The following is a 26,253-nucleotide window of genomic DNA, read 5'->3' as shown; positions in this document are numbered from 1 at the left end:
CTTTCGGCGCGCGGGGCTCGGTCGTATGCGGCGGGCGTCTCAGATGCGTTCGATGATGGTGCCCGACGCGTTGGCGCCGCCGGCGCACATCGTCACCAGCGCGAACTGCTTGTCGGTGCGTTCGAGTTCGTACAGCGCGGTGGTCAGCAGTCGGCCGCCGGTGGAGCCGACCGGGTGGCCGAGCGCGATCGCGCCGCCGTTGACGTTGACCTTGTCCAGGTCGGCCTTCTGCACCTGGGCCCAGGACAGCACGACGGACGCGAACGCCTCGTTGACCTCGAACAGGTCGATGTCGGACATGGTCATCCCCGAGCGGGCGAACAGCCGCTCGGTCGCGTCGTTCGGGCCGTCGAGGTGGTAGTGCGGGTCGGCGCCGACCATCGCCTGCGCGACGATCCGCGCGCGCGGGCGCAGGCCCAGCGCGCGGGCCCGGGCCTCGTCCATGATCAGCAGCGCCGCGGCGCCGTCGGAGATCTGCGACGAGTTGCCCGCGGTGTGGATGCCGTCGGGCAGGACGGGCTTGAGCCGGGTCAGGCTCTCGATCGTGGTGTCGCGCAGGCCCTGGTCGCGGTCGACCACGGCGGTCTCACCGGTGGGGTTGCCCTCGGCGTCCAGGATCGGGGCCTCGACCGGGATCACCTGCGAGGTGAAGCGGCCCTCGTCCCAGGCACGTTTGGCGTTGGCCTGCGAGCGCACGCCGAGCGCGTCCACGTCGGCGCGGGTGATGCCCCGGTTGCGGGCGATCCGCTCGGCGGCGGTGAACTGGTCGGGCAGGTCGACCGCCCAGTCCTCCGGCTTCGACTTCTGGCCGGGCTTGGCGGTGTGGCCGAGCGGGTTGCGGCTCATCGACTCGATGCCGCATGCAACTCCCGCATCGATGGCGCCGGTCGCGATCAGCCCGGCGATCAGGTGTACCGACTGCTGGGCCGATCCGCACTGGCAGTCGATCGTGGTGCCGCCGGTGCGGTGCGGCAGTCCGGCGTAGAGCCAGGCGTGCTTGACGATGTCGCCGGACTGCTCGCCGGCCTGGGTGACGCAGCCGCCGATCACCTGGTCGATCAGCTCGGGGTCGATCCCGGCCCGCTCGATCAGCCCGCGCTGTACGGCCGAGAGCAGCTGCACCGGGTGCAGCCCGGCGAGCCGGCCGTTGCGCTTGCCGATCGGGGTGCGCACGGCTTCGACGATGACGGGGTTGCCCATGGGTCGCTCCTAGCGAGTCCTGAGTGGCTGGTCCCGGGGGCCGGGCCACGGTGGCGACGGGTTGCCGGCCCGAGCCGACCAGCCTGATCTCACCCTGCACCAGTTGTATGACTAAGTCAAGGATATGGCAATGTCCGACGAGTTCGGCGGGGGTGCCGAAGTGGTCGATGATGGGGCGGATGGGGCGGGCAGGGACTACCGGAACGTGAGACTCCGCATGGGAATCCCAGGCGTACTACGCTTGCCCCGTGTTGAGCGATCGAGCGGGTGCGGAGCGTCACATCAAGCCGCGAGCGGATCGACGCGCGGAGATCATCAGACACGCCTGCGCGCTGTTCGCCAAGCGCGGCTACGGCGCCACGACGGTTCGTCAGATCGCCGAGTCCGCCGACATGCTCTCGGGCAGCCTGTATCACCACTTCCCGTCCAAGGAAGCGATGTTGCTCGAGGTGCTCGACTCCTTCTTCGCCGACATCATGAGCCGGCAGCGCGCCACCGTCGAGCGCGGTGACGCCCCCGTCGAGACTCTGCGCGGGCTGCTGCGGGACAGCCTCGAAGTGATCGGCAACAGCCCCGACGCGGCGATCGTGGTCGTCGGCGAGTCGCGTCGGCTCTCCGGGAGTGACAGTTTCGTGTGGCTGTCCGATCGCACCGTCGAGGCATCCGCGCTGTGGGGACGGGTGTTGCGGCGCGGCGTCGAGGAGGGCAGCCTGCGCCGCGACCTGCATCCCGTACTGCTGTCGCTGATGCTCCAGTCGGCGGTGTGGGGGATGGCCCAGTGGTACCGGCCGAGCGGGCGCTACGACCCCGACGCCGCCGCCGGTCGGCTCGTCGACCTGTTCGTGCGCGGCATCGTCCGGCCCGGACGCTACGCGTCGCAGCGCATCTGCACCCTGCTCGGACCGGCCCGCCACACGATGCCCACGCTGCGCCGGAACGGCTCCGGCGACGACGTCCGGGTCGAGGCCGAGCGGCGCATGGCCCGGGTGCCGCGCCGCACCGACGCGCGCACCCGGATCCGGATCGCCTCCAACCTGCTCTTCGAACAGGACGGGTACGCCGGTACCACGGTGCGCCGGATCGCCGATCTGGCCGGTGTCCCGGTCGGCAGCCTCGCCCATCACATCGGCTCCAAGGAGCAGTTGCTCGGCGAACTCCTCGGCGAATTCCTCGGCGATCTGCGCACCGCCTTCGACAAGGACGCCGCGGATCGGCCGGAGCCGGTCCAGCGACTGGCCGGTCTGATCGGACACACGGTGGAGGCGCACGCGTGCCACGGCGTGTCGACGGTGCTGGCGATAAACGAGGTGCGCGGCGACGAACTGCCCGCGTGCCGACTGACCGCGCAGCGCGCCAAGGTCTCCGAGACGTGGACCCGGGCGCTGGTCGCCGGCATCCGCTCGGGCGACTTCCACCCGGACCTGGACCCGGTGTTCACCCAGCGGGTGTTGCGCACGGCGATCTCGACCGGGAGCCGGATCTATCGGGGGATGGGCGTGCGGGACGCGGTCGGGCTGTATCGGGAGGTCGCGTTGGCGGGGATGGCGGCGTCGTGAGGGCGGGGATCGGCGCGGGTGCGCGGCCGGTGTCGGCGCGGCTGCGGTGGACGGCCCGGTGGTGGCGGGCGACCTGGGTGCGCGGGGTGGTACGGGTGCGGTGGACGATTCGGTCCCGGCCGGTGGGGTGGTCGCGCGCGGGGCGGTGAGGGGTGGTCGGGGGCGATGAGCGGCGTGACGCGGGAGAGCCCGCCCCCGGGTGGGGACGGGCTCTCTCGGGTCGTTCTCGCGTGCTGTGCGCGGGTGTTCGGGCTTGGGGCGTGCTCGGCCCCGGCCCGGACTCCGGCGGGTCAGCCCTGCTCGGACTCCAGCGTCACGCCGACCGCGTGGATCACGGCGGCGATCTTGATCGCCTCCTGGATCGTCTCGCGCGGCATGTTCTCCTTGCGCAGGACCTGCTCGTGCGACTCCAGGCACCGACCGCAGCCGTTGATCGCCGAGACGGCGAGCGACCACAGTTCGAAGTCGGCCTTCGGGGCACCCGGGTTGGCCATGATGTTCATCCGCAGCCCGGCCCGCAGGTTGCTGTACTCCGGGTCGCCGATGAGGTGCATCGACCGGTAGTAGATGTTGTTCATCGCCATCACCGCGGCGGCGGCCTTGGCGGCGTTGTACGCCTCCTCGGACAGCCGGCTCTTGGCCTCGGGCTCCAACTCGGCGAGCACCTTCGGGCTGCGCGTGGCGATGGCCGACACCAGCACCGTGCCCCAGAGCGTCTGCTCCTGGAGCTTGGAGTTGCCGACGACCGAGCCCAGGTTGAGCTTGAGGTCCTTGGCGTATTCGGGCAGTGCGGCCTTCAGGACGTCGAGACCCATGGATCAGGCGTCCATCAGCTTGGCGGCGTCGAGGGTCTCGCCGCCCTTCTGCCAGTTGCACGGGCACAGCTCGTCGGTCTGCAGCGCGTCGAGGACCCGCAGGACCTCGTCGGGGTTGCGGCCCACCGAGCCGGCGGTGACCATCACGAACTGGATCTCGTTGTTCGGGTCGATGATGAAGACCGCGCGGTCGGCGACACCGTCGGCGTTGAGCACGCCGGCGGCCGAGGACAGCTCGCGCTTGAGGTCGGACAACATCGGGAACGGCAGGTCGGTCAGGTCCGGGTGGTCCTTGCGCCAGGCCAGGTGCACGAACTCGGAGTCCACGGACACGCCGAGCAGCTGCGCGTCACGGTCCTGGAAGTCCTCGTTGAGACGGCCGAACGCGGCGATCTCGGTCGGACACACGAAGGTGAAGTCCTTCGGCCAGAAGAACACGACGCGCCACTTGCCGTCGTACGACTTGTTGGTGATCTGCTCGAAGGCCTTGTCCGCCTCCAGCGACACGACGCCGGTGAGGTCGTACTCGGGGAACTGGTTACCGACAGTAAGCACTGGATCTCCTCCGCAGGGGGGCCGGGGAGGCAGGTTCACCACCCCGGTCGGACGTACGTTGATCACGATGTCACAGCCAAATTGATAGATGAAATAAGCAACGCTTCATCTATTGATCGTGATCACTTATCAGTGCGGGAGAGGTGGCGAACGGCCAGCTCAATCCATGCGCGCGGATGTTCGACGGCCGGTGGAGGGGCCGGGAGGAGCATACGCGTCACTCTCGCGAGTGCCGAATCGGCCTATTTCGGAGGGTGTCCGGTCCGGGTGCCGAGCGGGTGGGCGCGGGTGGTCGTGGGCGATCAGAGCGCCTCGCGACCGAATGGATGGATGGGTCGGGTCGGTCACGGAATGTGGCCGACCCGACCCGGCTAGCCCGCCGGGTAGAAGAGGAACAACGTGCAGCCGGTGGTGGTCGACGGAAGGTGCCACGACCCGGCGGGGGCGTGCAGGAAGGTGCCGGCCGGGTAGTCGCGTGCGCCGTCGTTGAAGGTGCCGGCGACCACGTAGACCTCCTCCGGGCCGGGCTCGTGTACGTCGCGGCGGGGCCAGGCGGAGTTCGGGTCCATCTCCAGCACGCCGGCGTGCGCACCGGTCGGCGCCTTCCACAACGGGCGGAACCGAACCCCGGGGAAGAGCGTGCGGATCGGGGCTTCGTCGACGGACGCGGACACATAGCCCGGCTGGGCGAGGATCTCGGGATGCATGCCCTCCACGGTGCCGTGGGTGGGCCGCGGCGGGACAGGGTCCGGACGGGCACCATGGGGTACGTTCCTGCCATGCATCGTGTGGTGGCCCTGGTGCGGCCGGTGCAGTCGACGTTCGAACTCGGCTGCGCGGTCGAGGTCTTCGGCACCGAGCGGGCCGGGGTGCCGCAGCACTACACGTTCGAAACGTGCACCGAGACGCCGGGGCCGGTGCCGACCACCGGCGGATACACGATGCACGTGCCGCAGGACCTGGCGGCGCTCGACCGCGCCGACACCGTGATCGTCCCGGGGTGGTTGCCGGTGGAGACGCCGCTCTCCGCCGACGTGCGCCGCGCGTTGTTGCGAGCGCACGCGCGTGGGGCGCGGCTGGTGAGCATCTGCTCGGGGGTGTTCGCGCTGGCCCGCACCGGCCTCCTGGACGGCCGCTCGGCCACCACGCACCGGGCGCGCGCCGAGCAGTTGCGCCGGGAGTTCCCCCGGGTGCGGGTGGAGCCGGACCGGCTGTACGTGGACCACGGCGACGTCGCCACCAGCGCGGGTGCGGGCGCGGGCCTCGATCTGTGCCTGCACCTAGTCCGGCGCGACCACGGGGCCGCGCACGCCGCCCTCCTCGCGCGGGACATGGTGCTGCCACCGCATCGCGAGGACGGCCGGGTGCGGCCGGCGCCGGCGCCCGAGGACGGCCTCGACGACCTGTTCGCGTGGGCCGACGAGCGCGTCGGCACCCCGCTGACCGTGCACGACCTGGCCGCCCACCTCGGCGTCTCGCCCCGCACGCTGGCCAGGCGCTTCGCCGACCGCCTCGGCACCAGCCCCGGCGCCTGGCTCCTGTCCCGCCGCGTGGCCGCGGCGCGCACCCTGCTGGAGGAGACGGACCTGCCGATCGAGGCCATCGCCACCCGAGTCGGCCTCACCTCCGCGGTCAACCTCCGCCGCCGCTTCCGCACCAGGGTGGGCACCACCCCGGGCGCATACCGCCGAGCGTTTCGGACACCGGAGAGCGCCACGGGCCAGGCCACGCGGCACGCGTGAGGGCCGGCGCCCTGGCGAGGGGGCGGCCCCCTACGGGCTCACCTGGATCAAGGCGTGCGTGCCCGTCGTGCGCCATGGGGTCGTGCCTGCGTCGAGGGTGGTCAGGGTCGGTGTGGTGAGGCCGATCACCACGTCGGACTTGAGGGTGCGCAGCGCGGCCACCGGGCTCGGGAAGTGGGTGACGCGGTCGGCGAAGGGCGTGGTGGGGGGCCAGTGGTGGTCGCCCACCAGGCGGCGGTAGTTGAGGTCGCCCTTGAGGATCGTCAGCGTCGCCGTCGACAGGTCCCGGCGCAGGTCGTCGGGCATCGCCTCATACGGCGACGGGGCGCAGAAGAACGGGTGGGCGCCCACCCCCAGCCGGCCCGCGGACAACGCCGACCACAGCCGGGCGCCGACGGCGGCGGCCCGTCCCGGCGCGGCACGCAGCCGGTCCAGCGCGGCCAGGAAGTCGGCCGTGACTGCGTCCGAGACGAAGTACGGGTACGGCTTGAGGTGGAGCACGGCCCGCGCGGCCCGGCCCGTGTGCAGCAGGTGGTCGAGCAGGACCAGATCCGGGATCAATTCGCGCCCGGCGTTGTCCGCGATCAGGTGCACCTCGGCCGCGCCGCCGACCGGGAGCCGCGACCACAACCGGGCGCTGTCGTCCGCGACCAGGTGCGAAGCCGCCGTGTCGCCCCCCGACGCGGACATCCGAAAGCCCAGGTCCGCCCGATTGCCCCACAGCGCGCCCCGCAGGAGCGCCTCACCCGACGATGCCCCGACCTCGTCGAGCGCCGCCAACTCCTCGTCCACCACCGCGCCGCGCAACTCGTCCCGCTTGAACGGCCCGAAGGGGTCGACCCCCCGCCACGGACCGGGCTCGAAATAGCCGGTGGCCGCGAGCAACCGACGGTAGAAGTAGCTCTCCGCCCACAAGAACGGTGCCTCGAACCACGAACGCCCCACATGGGCGCCCCACTCACCGGCATCGGGCGCATCCGCCGGCAGCGGCGCGATCACCCCGCCGGAGACCTCGCCGAGCAGGTCGTCCAGCGCCCGCCGGCGCTCCGGCGGCCACGGAAACGCCGCCGACACCCGCCCCAGCAGCGCCGGATGCCGCTCCGCGAGCACCGACCGCGCGAACGACCCCGGCTCGGCGCCCGTGACCACCGGAGCCTCGTCGGCGCTCACGACACGATGTCCTTGCGGCCGAAGTGGCGGAACGCCAGGGCCAGGAAGACCACCGCGTACGAGACCGACACCGCCGAGCCCTTGATCATGCCGTCCCACTGCGGGTCGGTCTGGAGGACGTCGACCCACGCGAACTGCCAGTGCGTGGGCAGGTAGTCCCGCCACGACCCGAGCGCCGTCACCGCGTCCACGATGTTGGAGACCACCACCAGGCCGACCGCGCCGCCCACCGCACCCAGCGGGGCGTCGGTGACCGTGGACAGCCAGAACGCGATGCCCATCACCACCAGTTGCGCCACCACGCCGTACGCGACCACCACCGACATCCGCCCCAGCGCCTCGCCCGTGGGCAGCGACGCCCCCACCGGCAGGTCCAACGGCCCCCATCCGAAGGCGATCGCGCCCGCGATCATCGCCATCAGCGGGAGCAACACCAGGGCCAGCACGCTGTAGCCGAGCGCCACCACGAGCTTGACCCGCAACAACCGGGCACGCGGCACCGGAGCGGCCAGCAGATACCGCAGCGAGGACCAACTCGCCTCGCTGGCCACGGTGTCGCCGCAGAACAGCGCGACCGCCACCACCAGCAGGAACCCGGTCGAGACGAACAGGGTGAACGCGGTGAAGTTCAGCGCGCTCCTGGTCGCCACGTCCACCAGCGTCGGCACCGAGTCCGCCGACGGATCTCCGCCGATCTTGAACGCGGCGACCAGGATCCACGGCAGCGCGAGCAGCAGCCCGATCATGAACAGCGTGCGTCGGCGCCGGAATTGGCGCACGGTCTCGACCCAGATCGGCAGGGTGTGCCGGGGGCGATAGCCGTGCGCGTGGGCCGCGCCCGGGATCGGGTGCGCGCCCTCCTCGGTCGGCAACTCGGGGAGCGTACGGGTCATCAGGACTCCCCAATCAGCGTCAGGAACGCGTCTTCCAACCGGCGGCGCGCGGTCACCCGGTCCACCGCGACGCCGGCGCCGACGAGTTCGGCCACCAGGGCGGAGGTCCGCGCGCCCGCCAGGTGCACGAGTACGCCGCCCTCCTCGGGCTCCACCGAGCCGACGCCCGGCAGGTCCTTCAGGGTCGCGATCGCCAGGTCCGGTACGGGTGTTCCGATCACCAGCGTGTTGCCGTTGCCGACGATCTCGCCGACCGGACCGGAGGCGATCAGCCGGCCCCGGTGCATCACCACGACGTGCGTACAGGTCTGTTCGACCTCGGCCAGCAGGTGGCTGGAGACCACCACGGTGCGGCCGGTGGCCGCGTAGCCGATCAGCACGTCGCGCATCGCCCGGATCTGCGGCGGGTCGAGCCCGTTGGTCGGCTCGTCCAACACCAGCAGGTCCGGCAGGCCGAGCATGGCCTGGGCGATGGCCAGCCGCTGGCGCATGCCCTGCGAGTAGGTGCGTACGTTCCGGTCCAGCGCCTCGCCGAGCCCGGCGATCTCCAGCGCCTCGTCGAAGTGCGCGTCCTCGTGCGGCCGGCCGGTGGCGCGCCAGTACAGCGACAGGTTCTCCCGCCCGGACAGGTGCGGCAGGAAACCCGGGCCCTCGACGAACGAGCCGAGCCGGGACAACACCGGCGCGCCGGGCCCGACCACCCGGCCGAAGATCCTTATCTCGCCGTCGTCCGGCAGGATCAGGCCCATCAACATCCGCAGCGTGGTGGTCTTGCCCGCGCCGTTGGGGCCGAGTAGACCGAGCACCTGGCCCGCCTCGACCCCGAAGGACAGGTCGTCGACGGCGAGCTTGCCGCCCTTGTACCGCTTGGTCAGGCCGCGGATCTGCAGCGGGACGTCGGCCAGGTCCGGATCCGGCGCGGTCGCCGCCGCCCGGCGCCGCCCGGTGAGCAGCAGGGCCGCCGCGGCCACGACCGCGATCAGCGGCAGGCCCCATGTCCACCAGGGGTAGCCGGTCGAGCCCACGTGCAACCCCGGCACCGACGGCAGCGTCAGCGGCCCGGCGAGCGCGACCCGGTAGCTCGCGGGCGCGTTCGGCGACGCGAAGCCCAGGTCGGTCGCGGTCAACACGAGCCGCAGCCGGTGACCCGAGTCCACCTCACGGTCGATCGCCGGCAGCCGGATCTCCACGTCCCGCCCGCCCTGCGCCCCGCTCACCCGGATCGGCGCGGCCAATTGATGTGGCAGCACACTCGCCCCACCCGGCGCGATGTCGTACAACTTCGCGAACAACACGATGTCGTCGGCGCCCGAGACCCGCACTCGCGCGGTCGGCGAACCGGTGATGTGCACACTGCGATCGATCCGGTCGCTCTGGAAGAACGCGCTCTGCCCGGGGAGGTCGAAGGCGATCCCACCGAGATCGCCCGCGCCGGCGGCCAGCGCGGCCGGCCCACCCGAGCCGGCCAACAGGCCGAGGCCCGGCAGCCCGGACACCGACGTCGGCGCGCCCCCCGGCGGATTGGTCACGGTCTGCTCCGGCCCCGCGAGCGTCACCTCACGCTGCCGGGTCCCGTCCAGGCCCGGGTAGTGGTCGGTGCCGGCGATCCGCAGCCGCTGCTCCCGGGTCGCACTGTCCACCCCGCCGGAGCGGGTCACCCGGAACGACCCGGCGGCGGCCGGCGCACCGGCCTTGGGCGCGGGCCCGCTCGGCTTGAGCCACCGGTCGAACCACCCCGTGACCCGGTCGCGCACCATCGCGCTCTGCGGCCGCCCGCCGTCGTGCCCGCCCGCCGTCCACACCATCTCCACCGGCGCGCCGTTGCGGGCGATCGCCGCCGCGTTGCGGTCCGCCTGGTCGAGCGGGAACAGCGAATCGTTCTGGCCCTGGATCAGCAGCGTCGGCACCGCGATCCGGTCCGCGACCGAGACCGGACTGGCCCGCCGCAGCAGGTCGACCGCCTGCGGCGTGGACTTCCCCGACACCGCCACCTCGCGGTAGATCGCGCAGACCCGGTCGTCGAACCGACCGCACCCGGTCTTCGCGTCTATCGGCGCGAGCCCGCCCAGCGGACTGGTCCCGGAGGAGAAGAACAACCCGGCCCACATCTTCTTGAACACACCCTCGGCCGGCCCGCCGCCCGCCGCGTTCGGCAGCAGCGCGTCGGCGAAGTCGTGCCAGGTGATCTGCGGCGCGATGGCGTCCACGCGCGGGTCGTAGGCGGCGGTCAGCAGCGAGAGCGCGCCGCCGTACGAGGCGCCCGCCACGCCCACCCGCGGATCGCCGGGACCGTCCAGGCGCACCTCGGGCCGCGCGGCCAGCCAGTCGATCAGCGCCCGCGCGTCGGCCACCTCGTAGTCCGGCTGGTCCAGCATGATCTGCCCCGCCGAGCCGCCGAAGCCGCGCGCCGAATAGGTCAGCACCACATACCCCGAACGGGCCAGCGCCTCCGCGTCCCGGCGCAACTCGGCTTTGCTGCCGCCGAATCCGTGCGCGAGCAGCACCGCGGGCGCGGGTCCCCGCACGCCGGGCGGTACGAACAGCGTGGTGTCGATGCCGATCCGGGCCGGATCGCCCGGCCCCGCGGCCACATCCACACGCTGTTCGGTGGCGCGTACCGGCGTCGCGGCGTCGTCCCCGACGAGCACGCCGACCCCGAGGACCGCGATCACGACCACCACGAGGGCGAGGACACCGGCCACGACCCGCGACCGACGCGTGGTCAGTCGCGTGCGCACGGCGGCGAAGGGGCGGCCGAATGCCGTCCGGAGGCTCATGCGCAGACCCTACGTGGCAACCACGCACGTCGGAGACCGGCCCCGATCCCGACGCCCCGCCGCGCCCCCGTCACACGACCGGACGCGCCCGGCGGGTCTGGCCGGGCGTGCGCCACGGGACGTCCGTACAGTCGATCGAGGAGGTAAATCGTGCGTCTTGCCCTTTTCATCACGTGCTTCAACGACACGCTCTTCCCGCAGACCGGCGCGTCCGTGGTCCGGGTGCTGCGGCGCCTCGGACACGAGGTGGAGTTCCCGTACGGCCAGGTGTGCTGCGGCCAGATGCACTTCAACTCCGGCTACCGGCGCGACGCGGTACCGCTGGTCCGGTCCTTCGCCGAGGCGTTCGAGGGCTACGACGCGGTGATCGTGCCGTCCGGGTCGTGCACCGCGATGGTGCGCGAGTATCACGCCACGGTGGCCCGCGCGGCCGGTGGCACGCTGCCGGAGGCCGTCGCGCGGGTCGCGCCGAAGGTGTACGAACTCAGCGAGTTCCTGGTCGACGTGCTCGGGGTGACCGACGTGGGCGCCTACTTCCCGCACAGCGTCGCCTACCACCCCACCTGCCACTCGCTGCGCATGTTGCGGGTGGGCGATCGGCCGACCCGGCTGCTGCGCGCGGTGCGCGGGCTGACCCTGGTCGACCTGCCGCGCGCCGACGAATGTTGCGGCTTCGGCGGCACCTTCGCGGTCAAGAACGCGCCGACGTCGGTGGCGATGGGCGGCGACAAGGTGACCGCCGTGCTGGAATCCGGCGCACAGGTGTTGTGCGCCGGGGACAACTCGTGCCTGACCCACATCGGCGGACTGATCTCCCGACAACACGCGGGCATCCGGGTACTGCACCTGGCGGACATCCTGGCCCGCACCGACGCGCTGCCGGACGTGCCGGTGTACCGACCGGGCCTGCCCGACGCCTCGGGCCTCGTCGTCGGGCATGCCCCGGGACCGGAGGCGACACGATGACCGCGGCGGTACACAGGGAACCCACCTTCGTCGGCATGCCGCCCTTCCCCGAGGCGGCCGAGGCCGAGCTGGCGAACCCCGTCCAGCGGGCCAATCTGCGCGCGGCCACGCACACCATCCGGGCCAAGCGCGACGCGGTGGTCGCGGAGCTGCCCGACTGGGAGCTGCTGCGCCGGGCCGGCGAGGCGATCAAGGACGACGTGCTGGCCCGGCTGCCCGGCCTCCTGGAACACCTGGAGGCGGCGGTACGCGCGGCCGGGGGCGTGGTGCACTGGGCCCGGGACGCGGCCGAGGCGAACTCGATCGTGGTCGACATCGCCCGGGCCAAGGGCGTGGACGAGGTGGTCAAGGTCAAGTCCATGGCCACCGAGGAGATCGAGCTGAACAACGCGCTGGCCGCGGCCGGGATCCACGCGTGGGAGACCGACCTCGCGCAGCTGATCGTGCAGCTCGGCGACGACCTGCCGTCGCACATCGTGGTGCCCGCGATCCACCGCAACCGGGCACAGATCCGGGAGATCTTCATCCGCGAGATGGGCCGCGTGGGCCGGCCGGCGCCCGAACGGCTCAGCGACGAGCCGGCCGCGCTCGCTGCCGCCGCGCGGCTGCACCTGCGGCAGAAGTTCCTGCGCGCGAAGGTCGCGGTCTCCGGCGCCAACTTCGCCATCGCCGACACCGGCACGGTGTGCGTGGTCGAGTCGGAGGGCAACGGGCGCATGTGTCTGACCCTGCCCGAGACGCTGATCACCGTCCTGGGCGTGGAGAAGCTGTTGCCCACGTGGGGCGACCTGGAGGTGTTCCTGCAGCTGCTCCCGCGCAGTGCCACCGGGGAGCGGATGAACCCCTACACGTCGATGTGGACGGGGGTCACCCCGGGGGACGGACCGCGGGAGTTCCATCTGATCCTGCTCGACAACGGCCGCTCCGACGTGTTGTCCGACCCGGTGGGCCGCCAGGCGCTGCGCTGCATCCGGTGTGCGGCCTGTCTGAACGTGTGCCCGGTGTACGAGCGCACCGGCGGGCATGCGTACGGGTCGGTGTACCCCGGGCCGATCGGCGCGATCCTGACGCCGCAACTGCGCGGCATCGCCCGGCATCCGGTGGACGCGCAGACCGCGTCGTTGCCGTTCGCGTCGACGCTGTGCGGGGCGTGCTTCGACGCCTGCCCGGTGCGGATCGACATCCCCGAGGTGCTGGTGCATCTTCGCGCACAGGTTGTGGACGGCGGGCGCGGGCCGCACGACCGGGCCGAGGACGCCGGGATGAAGACGCTGCGGTGGACGTTCGAGAAGCCGTGGCGGATCGGCTTCGCCCAACATGTGGCCGGGGTCGGCGCACACTTCGTGCGCCACGGCGTGATCGGTCGCGTCCCGCTGCCGAAGCGCATGTCCGGGCCGGTCGGCGCGTGGTTCGCCGACCGGGACGCGCCGGCGCCTCCGGCGGAGTCGTTCCGGTCCTGGTACAAGCGCACCGAAGGGGGTCGGGAGCTGTGACGGTGGAGTGCCACGAGGCGGACCGCGAGGCCCGGACGGTGGTCCTGGACCGGCTCCGCGCCGCCCTCGACGACCGGCCCAAGCCGCCCCCGGTACGCCGGACGTATCGGCGCGAGCGCCCGGCGGGCCTCGACCCGGTCGCCCGGTTCGCCGCGCGGCTGGCCGACTACGACGCGACCGTGCTGCGCGTACACGACACCCGGGACCTGCTGCTCGGCGCGAGCGACCTGCTGCGCCAGGCCGGGGTCACCCGCCTGGTGGTGCCGCGCGGGAACAAGCTGGCCTGGCTGAGTCGGCTCGGCGCGGAGCTGGTGGTGGACACGCCCGAGCTGAGCCGGGACGAGATCGGCGCGATCGACGCGGTGGTCACCGGGTGCGCACTCGCCGTCGCCGAGACCGGCACGATCGTCCTGGACACCGGCCTCGACCAGGGCCGCCGGGTGCTCACGCTGCTGCCGGACTACCACCTGTGCGTGGTGCGCGCCGATCAGGTCGTGGGCACCGTGCCGGAGGCGGTGGCCCGGCTCGACCCGCGCCGCCCGCAGACCTGGATCTCCGGCCCGTCGGCGACCAGCGACATCGAACTGGAGCGGGTGGCGGGGGTGCACGGGCCGCGGACGCTGCACGTGTTGCTGATCGGGTAGCGGGTTCGGGGCGGCCTGGGCCCACCCGCGACCGCCCGGGCCCGCCCCGACCGTCCGGTCCACCCCGCCGGCCGCCCGGCCCTACCCCGCAGGAACAGGCCGGGCCGAGAAGCCGTTGTCGCCAGGGAACGCTTTCTAGGAGGCCACAGCGATGTCCGAGGCAGCAGCGAGCGCGGAGCCCACCGCGGAGCCGACCGCGGGTCCGGGGGCGGACCCGTCCGGCGAGTTCCGCGTCGAGCACGACTCGATGGGGGAGGTCCGGGTGCCGGCCGCCGCCAAGTGGCGGGCGCAGACCCAGCGCGCGGTGGCGAACTTCCCGATCTCCGGGCAACACCTGGAACCGGCGCACGTGGAGGCCCTGGCCCGGATCAAGGGCGCGGCGGCCCGGGTGAACGCCGAACTGGGCGTGCTGGACAAGGAGACGGCGGAGGCGATCGAGCAGGCCGCGGTCGAGGTGGTCGGCGGGCGCTGGGCGGACCAGTTCCCGGTGGACGTGTTCCAGACCGGGTCCGGCACGTCGTCGAACATGAACATGAACGAGGTCCTGGCCACTTTGGCGACGGAGCGACTGGGCCGGGACGTACATCCCAACGACCACGTCAACGCGTCCCAGTCGTCCAACGACGTCTTCCCCTCCTCGATCCACATCGCGGCGGCGCTCGCGGTCACCCACCGGCTGATCCCCTCGCTCGACCACCTCGCCTCCTCCCTGGAGTCGAAGGCGACCGAGTTCGCCGACGTGGTCAAGTCCGGCCGCACCCACCTGATGGACGCCACGCCCGTGACCCTGGGGCAGGAGTTCGGCGGCTACGCGGCGCAGGTGCGCTACGGCGTGGAACGACTGCACGCGACGCTGCCGCGCGTGGTCGAACTGCCGCTGGGCGGCACCGCGGTGGGCACCGGGATCAACACCCCGCCCGGCTTCTCGGCCCGGGTGATCGCGGAGATCGCGGCGGCCACCGGGCTGCCGTTCGTCGAGGCGCGCGACCACTTCGAGGCGCAGGGCGCGCGGGACGGACTGGTCGAGCTGTCCGGCCAGTTGCGCACCGTCGCGGTCGGCCTGAACAAGATCGTCAACGACCTGCGCTGGATGGGCTCGGGGCCGCGCACGGGCCTGGCCGAGATCCGGCTGCCGGACCTGCAGCCGGGCAGCTCGATCATGCCGGGCAAGGTCAACCCGGTGATCCCGGAGGCGGTCGGCCAGGTCGTCGCGCAGGTGATCGGCAACGACGCGGCGGTGGCCTTCGGCGGCGCGGCGGGCAACTTCGAACTCAACGTGATGTTGCCGGTGATCGCCCGCAACCTGCTCGAATCGATCCGCCTCCTGGCCAACGTCACGCGGGTGCTGGCGGATCGTACGGTGGCGGGTATCGAGGCCGACGTCGAGCGGATGCGCGAATACGCCGAGTCCTCCCCGTCGGTGGTCACGCCGCTGAACCGCTTCCTGGGCTACGAGGAGGCGGCGAAGATCGCCAAGCAGTCGCTGGCCGAACGCAAGACGATCCGCCAGGTGGTCATCGAACGCGGCCACATCGCGGCCGGGCGCCTCACGGAGGCCGAACTCGACACGGCGTTGGACGTGTTGGGGATGACGCGGCCGTAACGGCCCGATAGCCGGCGCGCGACGCCGGCCGCGAGCGAGGTCACCCGCGCCGTTCGCGACCGGCGGTTGTGCGCGTCGAAACCGTCGGCGTGCCCGGCGTGGCGACGCGGACTGCCCGAGTCAGACCGGAAGTTGCCAGGACGGGCCTTCGGGGCCGCCGATCCAAACGGTCTGGGTGAGGTCGGCGGCGACGGTGAGCCCGAAGGCGGACTGGTCCGGTGAACCGACGCCTTGCCAGGCGATCAGCGCGTCTTCCACCTGGTCCCACAGCCGGAGTGGGCCATGTTGATGGACGACCGGGCCGGCTCCGTTCGTCTCGATCCACGCCTGCGAACCCGTGGCCACGTCCCGAAGGATCAGGCCGTCGCCGGCCGTTACCAACTCGGCCGAAGGCGCGGCCAGTTGGGCGACGAAGGCGCCGGTCCATCCCTCGATCAGGTCGGGGTCGACCCGGCACTCGCGAACCGTGCCCGCGTACCGCTGGAAGACGGGACGAGGCGGCCGCTCGTGCGGGCGCGCGAGCATGAAGGAGACCGTGTCCCCGAGGAACCGACCCGACGCGATGTCGGTGTCGCCGAGGGTGAGTCGTAGCAGACCCGAGGCGGGCAACCAGCCGCCGAGGGTGGTGGTGATACTGCCGGTGTCGGTCACCTGCCACAACCACGGAACCGGGATGTGCCGCACGGAGCACGTGGCGACGACCGCGTCGTACTCGCCTCCGGTCCGGTACCCGAGCAGCCCGTCGCCCACGACGAGATTCGGCGTGTATCCCGCCGCACGCAGGTTCTCGGCCGCCTGCCGCGCGACGCCGGGGTCGTACTCGATCGACGTGACATTCGCGTCGCCGAGCCGATGGCACAGGATCGCGGTGGAGTAACCGGTCCCGGTGCCGATCTCCAACACCCGATCGCCGTCCCGAATGCCGGCCACCTCCAACATCCGCACCACCAACGACGGCAACGTCGACGAGGACGTGGGGCTGCCCACCACCGGCCCGTCGACATCGGCGGCATGGACCCCATCCACACGGGTCACCCACGTCTCGTCCGAGTAGACGAGCCGCAACCAGGCCTCCTCACCAACCTCCGCCCGCCGAACGGACTCCCAACGAATCCCATCCGACCGAAACACGGCATCCCCCAAAAACCTCTCCCGAGCCACCCCCTCCACCGCCCTGCGCCAAACGGAATCGAAGGACACGTTCTTTTCGGCCACCCGCTGGGCAAGGCCCGTACGAAGGGAAACGGGATCATGGGTCATCTCGACCTCCGAACTGAAGTTGCTCGGCCAAGGCGACCGTAATGCAGTCTGTGATGCGATCGGGGAACCACGCCCACTGGCCGTTGGGGTTGCATTCGTAGAACCACCACTGCCCGTCGACATCCAGCCCGAAATCGAATGCGCCGAACACCAGGCCGAAGGTGTCGAGATATCGACCGATGCCTTGGATGACCTCGGACGGAACGGCCACCAACGTGTAGGAAAGCGCGTCGTATTCGCGGCGCCAGTCCAGCCCTCGGGCACCGTCGATGCGCACTGCGAACAGCTCACGGCCCACGGCAGTCACCCGAACGTCGGCGACCTTCTTCACCCGCTCCTGAAAGAGGTGCGTGGTGACCGAGACCCCGCCGTCGAGGGTGGAAGGGTCTACCTCCTCCACCCATACCGTCTGCGCACGCCCGTCCGCTCCGAAATAGTCCCCGTTCCACAGTGGCTTGTAGATCACAGGTTCGGCTCGTGACGCGAACCGGCGGGCCTCGACAGGGTCGTTCGTCACCAAGGTCACCGGCACGGTGAGACCGCACTGTGCGGCCGTCGACAACTGAATCGGCTTGTACTCCGCGTCGCGGTTTCGGTGAGGATGATTGACATAGTGCGCCCCCGGGAGTGACGCCAGGATCCCGCCGAGTCCAAAGCGAGCCTGCTCGACGCACCACCGCGCATCCTGGGCTTCGAGACCGGGAGCATCGTATGCACCCGGTCGACGCCAGTAGACGGAACGAATTTCATGCAACGCGATGTTGCGACTGGCCGTTCGGAGGGTGCCCGCCATTCCGCGACCACCGAAAGTCGCGCTCACCGTGACCGCACCAGGGAAATCCCCGGGGTCGAGGCGTACAACGGGTACTCCCCGCTTGCCGAGTTCCATGACGACCAGATCCCCGGTGACATCGTCGAGGCGTGTAACAACGAGCACCGGCGAACCGAGACTTGCGCTACGCATCAATCAGTGTCCCCTTCCTGATCGCTACCCTGGTCCGAGTTGCCGTCGAGGCTGGTCTTGGTCTTGGTCTCGCGCGACGTCTCGGTCCTCTTGTGGCGATCCATCAGTGGGACTTCGGCACCTTCCGCCGTAAGCCACCGACCCGTCTGGGTATCCGCGTCCAGCACGACCCGGGTATAGGGGACGACCTCTGCGGGAGGGAAGGGTTCCATCCGACGAACCCCCCAAGGCGTTGGAGGCTTCTCGATGAACTCGGCTTCCACGCATGTTCCGGTCGACGTCTCCGTCATCCTGCTTCCTCCTGTACGCGGAACGAGTCAAGGTGAATCGGCCGGCATCGGCATGGTGGCCGACAGATGACTCCATAAGGCAGTCGTGTGCCTACAGAGAGTCTGCACCGGGCAGGGCTGTGATCACAAGGAGTGTGGTGCGATTCGTAAATTGCAAATATGGAGCCGCTGGTGAGAGTGGACTCGCGACTTGTAGCAGGAATGACGAAGGGCCTCCCGGTGGGGAGGCCCTTCGTGCGGAGCGGGCTACTTCTTGATGGCGTCCACGAGCGAAGCCCAGGCGGTCGGGGTGAACAGGTGCGCCGGGCCGGTCGGGATCTTGGAGTCACGCACGCCCGTGAGTCGTCCAATGGGCGCCGCCTCGATACAGGAGTTCTCCACCCCTCCGCTGTACGTCGACTTTCGCCACTCGGCCGCGACAACGCCGGCATCGACTACGTGCATCTCAGGTCCTCAGTTCCTTCACTATGCTTTCGATGAACCTGCGGGACTCCAGCACCGGCATGGCCCCTGCGGTAAGTCGCCGGAAAGCTCGGTCGTAGTGGGCGACTTGTTCGGCGTCCTCTACGAAAATGCCGCTTGTGCCAGTATCTTCGTACGCCACGTCAGCTTCCCCCGCCTGGAAGCTGAGCAGGTTGAACGAGCCTCCTACGGCAGCATAAAGACCGCTTGCGATCGGGAGAACCTGGAGTTCGACGCGAGGGAGTTCCGAGACCTCGATCAAACGCTGCAACTGCTCGATGCGCACATGCGGTTCGCCGATCTCGTGCCGCAGAACGGCTTCACCCACGATGAACCACAGCTCGACATCCCCCTCGTGGCCGCTGCTTCCTCGCCTGGCCACGATCGCTTGTCGCTTTTGTCGAACCTTCACGAAAGCGTCCACCTGCCGCGGGTCGGTCACCCGACCCGTTTCCTTGTAGACGGCCCGAGCATAGGCTTCGGTCTGGAGCAGTCCGGGGACGAGTTGGTTCTCGAAGGCGCGGATTCTGGAGGCTTCCTCCTCCAACGCCACGAACGACGCGAAGCTCTTGCCGAGGGAGTACTGCACCCACCATCCGCGCCGCCTCGACTGGCGGGCAGCCTGGACCATCTCCTCGATCTCGGCTCCGTCGGTCATGCCGTAGAGCGCGAGCAGTGCGCGAAGGTCCATGGGGCGGACGCCTGACCGCCCGGTCTCGATGCGACTGATCTTCGAGTCGTCGCACTCCAACACCCTTGCGACGTCTTCCTGATCCAGACCGGCGGCCAGGCGCAAGGCGAGCAGTTTCTTCGCAAGCTGGCGACGTCGCACCGTCGGTGCCTCAGCCATGTCTTCCCCTTCTCCCGGCAGACGAGCAGCAGTGTGGTCGCTGTGGCGTCGAAGTGTCACATCGGCGTGAGCATCAACTTCAAGTTACGACTTGCACATCACGAGTTGCGTGGGACATGCTCACTGCAACAGCCTTTTTACGCACTGTGTGAATCAGTTCACGCTGTGCGCCGATGCTGTCGTGCTTCCCATCAGGAGCGACGCATGGTCACGACCAGATCCGGCTCATCACGCTTGATGCCCGACCGCGTGGCAAGTCGAAGACCGATCCCAGAGCTGGTTGCCGGGCTCTACCAACGAATCGATCCACGACCCACCCGCCTGCTCGTTGCGGGCGCGATGGGCCGGTCGGCCGCCACGCCCACCGCGATCGGTGACGCGCTTCGATGCGCGGCGGAAATCCACGGCAACGCGGTACAGCACACCGAGTACGGCCCTACATCCGTCCAGGTGTGGCACCTCCCGGCGACGCGCCAAGCGCTCGTCGCAGTGGGCGATAGCGGCCTGGCCGCGCCCATCCGTCGCTTCGGGAATGACGTCGAAGACGAGAGCGGGCGCGGGTGGCGCATCGTGGAAGCCCTGTCCGATGCCTGTGGATACGTCGTCCGAAAGGACGGAAAGCACGTGTGGTTCGCCGTCTCGCTCTGTCGAGTCGAGATGGCGCAACTTGGCATCACGCCGGACGCCTCTCATGGCAGCGACCAGCGCCACCGCTACCCCAACAGACGGGGCGGAAGGCAGTCGCTCTCCGGTTGGGATGACCCACCGTTCGTCTCGAACTCCGGTGCAGACGCGGACGCGTGAGTGCTGCCCGATGCGTTGGCCTTCGTGATGGGGTGCCGGCTCGTTCCTGGTGCGTCAGTGGCGGGTGAAGGTGGTGATTGTGACGTCGTTGGGGAAGGTGGTGCGGGTGGTTGATTTGAAGGAGGTCGGGGTGAACTTTCCGTTGAATGCCGGGATTCCGGATCCGGCGACCACGGGGTAGCTCTTGATGATCAGTTCGTCGATTTCCGGCAGCAGGGTGCCGGCGAGGAGGCCGCCGTCGCAGAGCCAGATGTCCAGGCCGTCCTGCTGCTTGAGGTCGCGGACCCCGGCGAGCGGGTCGCCGTCGACCACTGTGACCGCCGGGTCGGGGGACGAGGTGAGGGTGCTGGACACGACGTACTGGCGCAGGTGGGCGTAGGGGCTGGGGAAGCCTGCTCGCAGGCCGGGGCCGTAGGTGCCGAGCCCCATCAGGACGGTGTCGAAGCGCCGGTTGGGGGTGTCCGTCAAGCCGTGGGCGGCGCGCATGAAGGTCGGGACCGTCTCGGGGTAGCGGGCATTGACCCACTCGGCATAGGCGGCGGCCTGCCGGGAGTCCGATGACGAAGTGCGGGCGGTGGAGGGCTGACTTGGCGGCGTCGGGAGCGGGGCGGCGGCGCCGACCACGCGGCGGCGCCCGTACCCGGATGTTCTTCGCATGATGACCCACCCGTAACATGACTCACGGTCAGGTGTCACGGGCGCTGGGTACACCAAGCTCATGTCTAACATCCTGCGCATGCACGAGCACTTCGAGGATCCCCGTTCCGCGGCCGGCACCTGGTCTTCCGGCGACCAGGTGCTCTGGCGTTATCTGCGCGGCGGCCAGGTCCTGGACTGTCGGCCGGTGACCGTGGTTCGCGACGACCCGGACCAACTCGCGGTCTGGCTCGCCGGCGGCACCTCACGGGTCAAGCCGATGTTGCCGGACGGATCGGACATCCGGACCGCGCCGATCGAACGCAGATTCAGGCTCGGCCGGATCCCCTCGGTCGTCGAGTGGCACGGGACGGGCGTGTTGATGCTGGCCCGGCCGGGCGAGCCGTGGTCGGTCTGGCTGTTCTGGCAGCCCGGCTGGCGGTTCTCCGGCTGGTACGTCAACCTCGAACGCCCGCGCACCCGTTGGGCGGGCGGCGTGGACACCGAGGACCACGTGCTGGACGTGTGGGTCACCCCGGATCGCCGCTGGGAATACAAGGACGAGGACGAACTCGCCGCCTCCCGCGAGGCGGGCCGGCTCACCGATCGCCAGGTCGAGGCGATCGAGGCCGAGGGCCGGGCCGCCGTCGCGGCGATCGAGGCGTGGGGCGCGCCGTTCGACCAGGGATGGGAGAACTGGCGTCCCGACCCGGCCTGGCCGCTGCCGCAACTCCCCGACGACTGGGCGGACAACGCCCGCATCGCCTGACCGCCGCCGCGGCAAGTCTCCGTTTCCGGGCCCGACTTCGGTCGGGCCCGACGCGTGTGCGGATCGGTTCGTCCTCGGGTGCAACCCTTTCGCCCCTCGGTCGCTCTGAACGGGGTGAACCGAAGGGGGCCGAGATGCCGACAGCCGGACGGCGAGATTTCGAGGAGTACGCGCGGGCGCGCCAACATCAGCTCTACCGCACCGCGTACCTGCTGTGCGGCGACGCGGATCGGGCGCAGGACCTGGCCCAGACCACGCTGGCCAAGCTGTTCCAGCACTGGAAGCGGGCGAGCCGGGCGGAGAACCTGGACGCGTACGCGAAGACCGTGCTCAGCCGCACGTTCCTGAGCGAGCAGCGCGGTCGCCGACGCGAGTACGCGGCGCATGAACTCCGGGCCGCGGGACCGCCGTCCGCGCGGCACCCGGACCTGCGGCTGACCCTGCTCGCCGCGCTGGCGACGCTGCCTCCCAAGCCGCGCGTGATGGTCATCCTGCGCTACTGGGAGGACCTGAGCGTGGAGAACGTCGCCGCCCTGCTGCGCTGCAGCACCGGCAACGTGAAGAGCCAGTGCGCCCGTTCGATGGCCAAGCTCCGGGCCGAACTCGGAGACCTCCACCTGTACGCGACGGAAAGCTGAGGCGGTGTCATGCACGACGACGGGTACGAAGAGCACGCGGGTCGGGATCTGCGCATGGTGATGGACCGGGCCACGGTCGAACTGCCCCCGCTGCCGGACCTGGTGGCCGACGCGATCCGGGACGGGCGCCGCCGCAGGGTGCGTTCGCGGGCGGTGCTGAGCGCGGTGGTGGTCGGCGCGGTGGCGGCCGTCGCCGCGCCGACCCTGCTGCTCGGGCCGCCGGCCGGGAAGGACACCGCCGGGGCGGGCGCCTCGCGAAGCGGCGGGGAACTGCCGTTGGCCCCGGCGAACTGGCCGACGGGCCAGCCGCTCGCCGTGCCGACCAAGGCCTATCCGACGGTGCACGTCGAGGAGACGGGCGGGTCCGACCCGAAGTCGCGAATGACCAGGGAGCAGACCGAACTCCGGTACGCGTTCAAGCAGAAGGCCGCCGACGTGCTGACCAAACTGCTGCCGCCCGACGTGGGCGAGATGCGGATTCCGGACAACGGCGCGCAGAGCTATCGGCTGGTGTCGGGCGACAAGACGTACGACATCACGTTCCGCGTCGACGTGTCCGGCGGCGGCCCCGCGAGCATCGCGCCCACCCCGGCCGGCGGGGCCGACACAGGCGGGGCGGCGCCGCCCTCGTCGGTGAACGGCACGTGCGCCGAGACGGCCGTGTTGCGTCAGAGCAAGACCACGGAGATCTCCTGCACCGACGCCAAGCTGCCCGACGGCACGGCGATCTCGATCACGAGCCGGCCCGCGGCGCGCGCGGGCACGGTGATGAGCCCGCCCGTGCCGATGGCCGTGTTCAGCTACCGCGGGGCCGACGTCATGCTCGCGCTGTTCGCCGACGTGAAGACCAACACGGCGCCGGCGGTCGGCAACGAGCAACTGGCCAAGGTGGTCACCGACCCGACATTCCTGGAACTGGTCGACTTCTGGCGGGACAACCGGATCGGCCGCTGAGGGCCGACCCGAACGGCGCCGTCACGACCCGGTGCCGGCCCTCACCGCACCACCCGTACCGGCAGATCGCCCACCGCGCGCCGCAGCGCGACCGCCAGGTCGGCGAACTCCGCGCCCCGCCCCGTGCTGGAGCGCATCACCAGGCCGATGCGTCGGTACGGGGCGGGCGCGGCGAAGCGGGACACCGCCAGTTGTGAGCCGGGGCGGGTCTCCACGTCGATCGCGGTCTGCGGGAGCAGGGTCACGCCCAGGCCGCCGGCGACCAGCTGGACCAGGGTGGGCAGGCTCGCCGCACGGGTCGCGCCCGCCTCGGACGCGCCGACCTCGCGGCACACGTCCAGCGCCTGGTCGCGCAGACAGTGGCCCTCGTCCAGGAGCAGTACGTCGAGGCCGCGCAGCGCGTCGCGGGGCAGGTTCCGGCGGCCCGCCAGCTCGTGGCCCTCGGGCACGATCAGGGTGAAGTCCTCCTCGTACAGCGGGATCTCCTCGACCCCGCCGAGCCCGGGGGAGGGCAGCGCGAGCAGGAGCAGGTCCAGCCGGCCGCCGGTGAGGCCGTCCATCAGCGAGCCGGTCTGCTCCTCGTGAACGTAGAGCTGGAGGTCCGGGTACTCCTCCCGGGCCAGCCGCAGCAGCGCCGGCAGCACATACGGCGCCACCGTCGGGATCACCCCCAGGTGCAGCGGCCCGGTGAACGGGCGCCGGGCCGATTCGGCCTCGTCCACCAGGTCGGCGAGCGCGTCGAGCACGCGGCGGGTGTGCCGCGCGACCCGCTCGCCGGCCGGGGTGAGCAGGACCCGCCGCGTGGTGCGCTCCACCAGCTGGGTGCCCAGGGCGTCCTCCAGAGCGGCGATCGCCCCGGACAGCGCGGGCTGACTGGTGCCCACCGCCGCCGCCGCGTCCCGGAAGTGCAGGTAGTCGGCCACCGCGGCGAAGGCTCTGAGCTGCGACAACGTCGGCGTGCGAGTACTGATGGGAACCACCTGTCGGGTGCGTGTGGGCGGCCGATCCCCCGGCTCCTCCACGATAGGGCAACCGTCCGGACCGGCCCCGCCCCGCGCAGGCGGCCCGCCGGTCCGGTCGGGTGCCGGCCGACCCTTGTGCCGCAAGTCACTTCTCTTCCGGTGTACCCACCGGTAGCTTGCTCTCGCTCCACTGTGCCCAAGTCCTCTTTGGGCGGCTCGTGCGTGTTCCTTCCATGCCACGAAGGCGAGGGTGCATGTCCAGATTCGAGCGGGTGCGGACGCTGGGACGGGTGCGCGGCAAGGTGTTGCCGGTGGCGCTGATGGCGACCCTGATGGGTCTCACCGGCGGCCTGACCACGACCGGGTCGGCCGGTGCGGCCCCGGCCGCGGCCACCGCACTGTCCCCCCAACTGGAGGCGATCCGGCAGGCCGAGGCCCAGGCGCTCTACGGGAGTACCGGGATCAAGCCGATCACCGAGCGCAAGACGTCGCTGATCTCGCTCGGCGACAGCGAGATCGCCGGCGAGGGCGTCGGCGTGTACGAACCCGGCACCGACGGCCCGGACAACTGGTGCCACCGGTCGCCCGAGGCGGCGATCCACAAGACCGGGATCCCGACCGACCTGACCTACAACGTGGCCTGCTCCGGGGCGTCCACGGTCAACATCAGGATCGGCGGCAGCAAGCAGTACGCCGACGAGTTGGTGCAGTCGGACAGCCTGGCGATCAAGGCGCGCAATACCCGCGTACAGCTGATCCTGCTGGTCGCCGGGGCCAACGACGACATCCAGTTCGGCCCGACCATGACCGACTGTGTGACCAGGCGGGTGTTCTTCCAGGGCGAGTGCTACGGCACGTACCAGCCCGGCTGGCAGGCGCGCGCGGACGCGATGCGGCCCAAGGTCGAGCAGACCGTGCGCGATCTGAAGACGGTCATGGCCGACGCGGGCTACGCGAGCGGCGACTACAAACTCGTGCTGATGGGCTACCCGTCGCCGATCGCGCCGGACGTGGAGGACAACCCCGACTTCCCCGGCTGGTACGCCGGCGGCTGCGTGGGCTATCTGCGCGACGCGGCGTGGGGGCGCAACGAGGCGGTGCCGATCTTCGAGCGGGCCGAGCGCCAGGCCGCGGCGAACACCGGTGTCACCTACCTGGACAACTCGCGGCTGTTCCACGGCCACGAGGTCTGTACCGACAACACGTGGGCACGCGGCCTGTGGTTCGCCAACCCGAACGTGTTCGACCCGAACACGACCCGGCAGAGCTTCCACCCCAACGCGCGCGGCCACCTGGCGTTCGCGTCCTGCCTGACCCAGCTGTACACCTCGGGCTGGAACCAGGCCGGCTGCGCGGACTCGGCAAGCACCGGGCAGGCCAAGCTGTATCAGGGTGTGCTCAGTGCCGACTTCCGGCAACTGCGCAACGAGGGAACCGGGTTGTGCGCCGACGCGTACGGCTTCTCCTCGCGCAACCAGACCCCGGTGGACCTGTGGCCCTGCCACGGCGGGCGCAACCAGGGCTTCCGGTACGACGCCACGAACCAGTCGCTGCACACCGAACTCAGCGAGGACCGGTGTGTGGATCCGCTCGGCGGAGGGCGCGCCTCGGGCACCGCGCTGGTGTTGTGGAACTGCAACGGCGGTACCAACCAGCGCTTCGTCGAGGTCGCGGGCACCCTGCGGCCGGCCGACACACAGACCCTGTGCGTGGCGGCGCCGGCGGCCGACGCGACGCTCGGCGCGAAGCTGGTGCTCGCCGGGTGTGACGGCTCGGCGGGGCAGCGATGGGTGAAGGAGCCCGCCGCGCCGGTACGGTTCGCCGAACTCGTCTCCGGCGCCAAGTGCCTGGACGTGGACGGCGGCACGATGTCGTCCGGGCGGGCCGTACTCGCCTGGGACTGCACCGGCAACACCAACCAGAAGTGGTGGCGCAACCCGGCCACCGGCCAGGTGCACAGCCTGAAGGACCCGGCGTACTGCCTGGACAACCGCGGCGCCACGGCGGCGGGCGCGGGCCTGGGCATCTGGCGGTGTGACGACGCGCACGGGGCGTACCTGAACAACCTGCGCTTCGACACGGACGCGGCCGGCCGCCTGATCAGCCGGGTCTCCGGTCTGGCGGTCACCGCTCCGGCGGGCAACGGCGCGGTCACCCAGCAGCCGGTGGGCGCGTCGCCGGCGCAGACGTGGACGGCGGGGGCCTCGGTGGCCCTGCCCTACTCGGTGATTCCGTACGACGCGTACTGAG

The 26,253-nt window shown here is 70.9% G+C and carries 25 protein-coding genes; 11 read left to right on the top strand and 14 right to left on the bottom strand.

From position 1 onward, the window contains the following. Positions 1–39: 39 nt before the first annotated feature. Positions 40–1,200: a steroid 3-ketoacyl-CoA thiolase gene (locus ACMXN5_RS13015; RefSeq protein ID WP_439675403.1), complete on the bottom strand. Its 1,161-nt coding sequence runs from the start codon at positions 1,198–1,200 to the stop codon at positions 40–42. Positions 1,201–1,448: 248 nt separating this feature from the next. On the opposite strand from ACMXN5_RS13015, the gene ACMXN5_RS13010 reads away from it, so the two are divergent. Beyond that, positions 1,449–2,756 carry a TetR/AcrR family transcriptional regulator gene (locus tag ACMXN5_RS13010; protein WP_439675402.1) on the top strand — a complete coding sequence of 436 codons (1,308 nt, stop codon included), beginning with the start codon at positions 1,449–1,451 and terminating at the stop codon, positions 2,754–2,756. Positions 2,757–3,046: 290 nt separating this feature from the next. Here ACMXN5_RS13010 and ACMXN5_RS13005 read toward each other — a convergent pair whose 3' ends face one another. The 3 genes from ACMXN5_RS13005 to ACMXN5_RS12995 form a co-directional block, all read right to left on the bottom strand. Then, a complete protein-coding gene (locus tag ACMXN5_RS13005; RefSeq protein WP_379999604.1) occupies positions 3,047–3,571 on the bottom strand; it encodes a carboxymuconolactone decarboxylase family protein in 525 nt (174 codons plus the stop codon). Positions 3,572–3,574: 3 nt separating this feature from the next. Next, positions 3,575–4,126 (bottom strand): peroxiredoxin, encoded by a 552-nt coding sequence (locus ACMXN5_RS13000; RefSeq protein ID WP_078976832.1) that lies wholly within the window; start codon positions 4,124–4,126, stop codon positions 3,575–3,577. 371 nt (positions 4,127–4,497) lie between these two features. Further along, positions 4,498–4,833 carry a cupin domain-containing protein gene (locus tag ACMXN5_RS12995; protein WP_379999606.1) on the bottom strand — a complete coding sequence of 112 codons (336 nt, stop codon included), beginning with the start codon at positions 4,831–4,833 and terminating at the stop codon, positions 4,498–4,500. 72 nt (positions 4,834–4,905) lie between these two features. Between ACMXN5_RS12995 and ACMXN5_RS12990 the strand changes: the two genes are divergently transcribed. Beyond that, positions 4,906–5,868, top strand: a complete 963-nt coding sequence (locus ACMXN5_RS12990) for a GlxA family transcriptional regulator (protein ID WP_439675401.1) — start codon at positions 4,906–4,908, stop codon at positions 5,866–5,868. 30 nt (positions 5,869–5,898) lie between these two features. Here the strand turns inward: ACMXN5_RS12990 and ACMXN5_RS12985 are convergent, their stop codons facing one another. The 3 genes from ACMXN5_RS12985 to ACMXN5_RS12975 are packed head-to-tail and all read right to left on the bottom strand — an operon-like array spanning position 5,899 to position 10,708. Next, a complete protein-coding gene (locus ACMXN5_RS12985; RefSeq protein ID WP_439675400.1) occupies positions 5,899–7,038 on the bottom strand; it encodes a damage-control phosphatase ARMT1 family protein in 1,140 nt (379 codons plus the stop codon). Continuing rightward, entirely contained in the window at positions 7,035–7,931 is an 897-nt protein-coding gene (locus tag ACMXN5_RS12980) for an ABC transporter permease (RefSeq protein WP_395794300.1), read from the bottom strand. Before ACMXN5_RS12980 ends, ACMXN5_RS12985 begins: the two co-directional genes overlap by 4 nt. Continuing rightward, entirely contained in the window at positions 7,931–10,708 is a 2,778-nt protein-coding gene (locus ACMXN5_RS12975) for a CocE/NonD family hydrolase (protein ID WP_439675399.1), read from the bottom strand. Before ACMXN5_RS12975 ends, ACMXN5_RS12980 begins: the two co-directional genes overlap by 1 nt. Positions 10,709–10,858: 150 nt before the next feature. Here ACMXN5_RS12975 and ACMXN5_RS12970 point away from each other — a divergent pair, with 150 nt between their 5' ends. The 4 genes from ACMXN5_RS12970 to ACMXN5_RS12955 all read left to right on the top strand — a co-directional run bounded on the left by ACMXN5_RS12970 (position 10,859) and on the right by ACMXN5_RS12955 (position 15,414). Beyond that, the gene (locus ACMXN5_RS12970) at positions 10,859–11,674 is read left to right on the top strand and encodes a (Fe-S)-binding protein (protein ID WP_439675398.1); all 816 of its coding nucleotides are present in this window, start codon (positions 10,859–10,861) and stop codon (positions 11,672–11,674) included. After that, positions 11,671–13,167: a lactate utilization protein B gene (locus ACMXN5_RS12965; protein WP_439675397.1), complete on the top strand. Its 1,497-nt coding sequence runs from the start codon at positions 11,671–11,673 to the stop codon at positions 13,165–13,167. Before ACMXN5_RS12970 ends, ACMXN5_RS12965 begins: the two co-directional genes overlap by 4 nt. Further along, a complete protein-coding gene (locus ACMXN5_RS12960; RefSeq protein ID WP_439675396.1) occupies positions 13,164–13,811 on the top strand; it encodes a LutC/YkgG family protein in 648 nt (215 codons plus the stop codon). Before ACMXN5_RS12965 ends, ACMXN5_RS12960 begins: the two co-directional genes overlap by 4 nt. Before the next feature lie 151 nt (positions 13,812–13,962). Then, entirely contained in the window at positions 13,963–15,414 is a 1,452-nt protein-coding gene (locus tag ACMXN5_RS12955; RefSeq protein ID WP_439675395.1) for a class II fumarate hydratase, read from the top strand. 120 nt (positions 15,415–15,534) lie between these two features. Here the strand turns inward: ACMXN5_RS12955 and tgmC are convergent, their stop codons facing one another. The 5 genes from tgmC to ACMXN5_RS12930 all read right to left on the bottom strand — a co-directional run bounded on the left by tgmC (position 15,535) and on the right by ACMXN5_RS12930 (position 19,240). After that, entirely contained in the window at positions 15,535–16,674 is a 1,140-nt protein-coding gene (tgmC, locus tag ACMXN5_RS12950) for an ATP-grasp peptide maturase system methyltransferase (RefSeq protein WP_439675394.1), read from the bottom strand. Next, positions 16,664–17,638 (bottom strand): ATP-grasp ribosomal peptide maturase, encoded by a 975-nt coding sequence (tgmB, locus tag ACMXN5_RS12945; protein WP_439675393.1) that lies wholly within the window; start codon positions 17,636–17,638, stop codon positions 16,664–16,666. The genes tgmC and tgmB overlap by 11 nt, the downstream gene beginning before the upstream one ends. Beyond that, a complete protein-coding gene (gene tgmA, locus ACMXN5_RS12940) occupies positions 17,638–17,928 on the bottom strand; it encodes a putative ATP-grasp-modified RiPP (RefSeq protein ID WP_379999631.1) in 291 nt (96 codons plus the stop codon). The genes tgmB and tgmA overlap by 1 nt, the downstream gene beginning before the upstream one ends. A gap of 246 nt (positions 17,929–18,174) precedes the next feature. Continuing rightward, entirely contained in the window at positions 18,175–18,372 is a 198-nt protein-coding gene (locus tag ACMXN5_RS12935; RefSeq protein WP_439675392.1) for a DUF397 domain-containing protein, read from the bottom strand. A gap of 1 nt (position 18,373) precedes the next feature. Beyond that, on the bottom strand, positions 18,374–19,240 hold the full coding sequence (locus ACMXN5_RS12930) for a helix-turn-helix domain-containing protein (protein ID WP_439675391.1): 867 nt from the start codon (positions 19,238–19,240) through the stop codon (positions 18,374–18,376). A gap of 204 nt (positions 19,241–19,444) precedes the next feature. Between ACMXN5_RS12930 and ACMXN5_RS12925 the strand changes: the two genes are divergently transcribed. Further along, on the top strand, positions 19,445–20,044 hold the full coding sequence (locus ACMXN5_RS12925) for an ATP-binding protein (protein WP_439675390.1): 600 nt from the start codon (positions 19,445–19,447) through the stop codon (positions 20,042–20,044). Between the two features lie 54 nt (positions 20,045–20,098). Here the strand turns inward: ACMXN5_RS12925 and ACMXN5_RS12920 are convergent, their stop codons facing one another. After that, a complete protein-coding gene (locus ACMXN5_RS12920) occupies positions 20,099–20,701 on the bottom strand; it encodes a dihydrofolate reductase family protein (protein ID WP_439675389.1) in 603 nt (200 codons plus the stop codon). Positions 20,702–20,762: 61 nt separating this feature from the next. On the opposite strand from ACMXN5_RS12920, the gene ACMXN5_RS12915 reads away from it, so the two are divergent. The 3 genes from ACMXN5_RS12915 to ACMXN5_RS12905 all read left to right on the top strand — a co-directional run bounded on the left by ACMXN5_RS12915 (position 20,763) and on the right by ACMXN5_RS12905 (position 23,041). Then, a complete protein-coding gene (locus tag ACMXN5_RS12915) occupies positions 20,763–21,449 on the top strand; it encodes a DUF402 domain-containing protein (protein WP_395794316.1) in 687 nt (228 codons plus the stop codon). Positions 21,450–21,583: 134 nt separating this feature from the next. After that, positions 21,584–22,087 carry a SigE family RNA polymerase sigma factor gene (locus tag ACMXN5_RS12910; RefSeq protein WP_439675387.1) on the top strand — a complete coding sequence of 168 codons (504 nt, stop codon included), beginning with the start codon at positions 21,584–21,586 and terminating at the stop codon, positions 22,085–22,087. Between the two features lie 9 nt (positions 22,088–22,096). Further along, positions 22,097–23,041 carry a hypothetical protein gene (locus tag ACMXN5_RS12905; RefSeq protein WP_439675386.1) on the top strand — a complete coding sequence of 315 codons (945 nt, stop codon included), beginning with the start codon at positions 22,097–22,099 and terminating at the stop codon, positions 23,039–23,041. A gap of 41 nt (positions 23,042–23,082) precedes the next feature. On the opposite strand, the gene ACMXN5_RS12900 is transcribed toward ACMXN5_RS12905, so the two are convergent. Next, positions 23,083–23,991, bottom strand: coding sequence for a LysR substrate-binding domain-containing protein (locus ACMXN5_RS12900; RefSeq protein WP_379999649.1), 909 nt, complete (start codon positions 23,989–23,991; stop codon positions 23,083–23,085). Positions 23,992–24,257: 266 nt separating this feature from the next. Between ACMXN5_RS12900 and ACMXN5_RS12895 the strand changes: the two genes are divergently transcribed. Further along, positions 24,258–26,252, top strand: a complete 1,995-nt coding sequence (locus ACMXN5_RS12895) for a ricin-type beta-trefoil lectin domain protein (RefSeq protein ID WP_439675385.1) — start codon at positions 24,258–24,260, stop codon at positions 26,250–26,252. Position 26,253: the final 1 nt, after the last annotated feature.

Origin of the sequence: Embleya australiensis, from assembly GCF_051903075.1 — a bacterium.
Taxonomy (GTDB): Bacteria; Actinomycetota; Actinomycetes; order Streptomycetales; family Streptomycetaceae; genus Embleya.
The sequence above is the reverse complement of the archived record's forward strand: the minus strand, read 5'-3'. Positions and strand labels throughout refer to the sequence as shown.

Excerpts from the sequence above, each read along its gene's own strand:
- ACMXN5_RS13015 (WP_439675403.1), bottom strand. The coding sequence starts at position 1,200 with ATGGGCAACCCCGTCATCGTCGAAGCCGTGCGCACCCCGATCGGCAAG.
- ACMXN5_RS13005 (WP_379999604.1), bottom strand. The coding sequence starts at position 3,571 with ATGGGTCTCGACGTCCTGAAGGCCGCACTGCCCGAATACGCCAAGGAC.
- ACMXN5_RS12995 (WP_379999606.1), bottom strand. The coding sequence starts at position 4,833 with ATGCATCCCGAGATCCTCGCCCAGCCGGGCTATGTGTCCGCGTCCGTC.
- ACMXN5_RS12990 (WP_439675401.1), top strand. The coding sequence starts at position 4,906 with ATGCATCGTGTGGTGGCCCTGGTGCGGCCGGTGCAGTCGACGTTCGAA.
- ACMXN5_RS12980 (WP_395794300.1), bottom strand. The coding sequence starts at position 7,931 with ATGACCCGTACGCTCCCCGAGTTGCCGACCGAGGAGGGCGCGCACCCG.
- ACMXN5_RS12975 (WP_439675399.1), bottom strand. The coding sequence starts at position 10,708 with ATGAGCCTCCGGACGGCATTCGGCCGCCCCTTCGCCGCCGTGCGCACG.
- ACMXN5_RS12965 (WP_439675397.1), top strand. The coding sequence starts at position 11,671 with ATGACCGCGGCGGTACACAGGGAACCCACCTTCGTCGGCATGCCGCCC.
- ACMXN5_RS12955 (WP_439675395.1), top strand. The coding sequence starts at position 13,963 with ATGTCCGAGGCAGCAGCGAGCGCGGAGCCCACCGCGGAGCCGACCGCG.
- tgmC (WP_439675394.1), bottom strand. The coding sequence starts at position 16,674 with ATGACCCATGATCCCGTTTCCCTTCGTACGGGCCTTGCCCAGCGGGTG.
- tgmB (WP_439675393.1), bottom strand. The coding sequence starts at position 17,638 with ATGCGTAGCGCAAGTCTCGGTTCGCCGGTGCTCGTTGTTACACGCCTC.
- tgmA (WP_379999631.1), bottom strand. The coding sequence starts at position 17,928 with ATGACGGAGACGTCGACCGGAACATGCGTGGAAGCCGAGTTCATCGAG.
- ACMXN5_RS12935 (WP_439675392.1), bottom strand. The coding sequence starts at position 18,372 with ATGCACGTAGTCGATGCCGGCGTTGTCGCGGCCGAGTGGCGAAAGTCG.
- ACMXN5_RS12930 (WP_439675391.1), bottom strand. The coding sequence starts at position 19,240 with ATGGCTGAGGCACCGACGGTGCGACGTCGCCAGCTTGCGAAGAAACTG.
- ACMXN5_RS12925 (WP_439675390.1), top strand. The coding sequence starts at position 19,445 with ATGGTCACGACCAGATCCGGCTCATCACGCTTGATGCCCGACCGCGTG.
- ACMXN5_RS12920 (WP_439675389.1), bottom strand. The coding sequence starts at position 20,701 with ATGCGAAGAACATCCGGGTACGGGCGCCGCCGCGTGGTCGGCGCCGCC.
- ACMXN5_RS12915 (WP_395794316.1), top strand. The coding sequence starts at position 20,763 with ATGTCTAACATCCTGCGCATGCACGAGCACTTCGAGGATCCCCGTTCC.
- ACMXN5_RS12910 (WP_439675387.1), top strand. The coding sequence starts at position 21,584 with ATGCCGACAGCCGGACGGCGAGATTTCGAGGAGTACGCGCGGGCGCGC.
- ACMXN5_RS12905 (WP_439675386.1), top strand. The coding sequence starts at position 22,097 with ATGCACGACGACGGGTACGAAGAGCACGCGGGTCGGGATCTGCGCATG.
- ACMXN5_RS12895 (WP_439675385.1), top strand. The coding sequence starts at position 24,258 with ATGTCCAGATTCGAGCGGGTGCGGACGCTGGGACGGGTGCGCGGCAAG.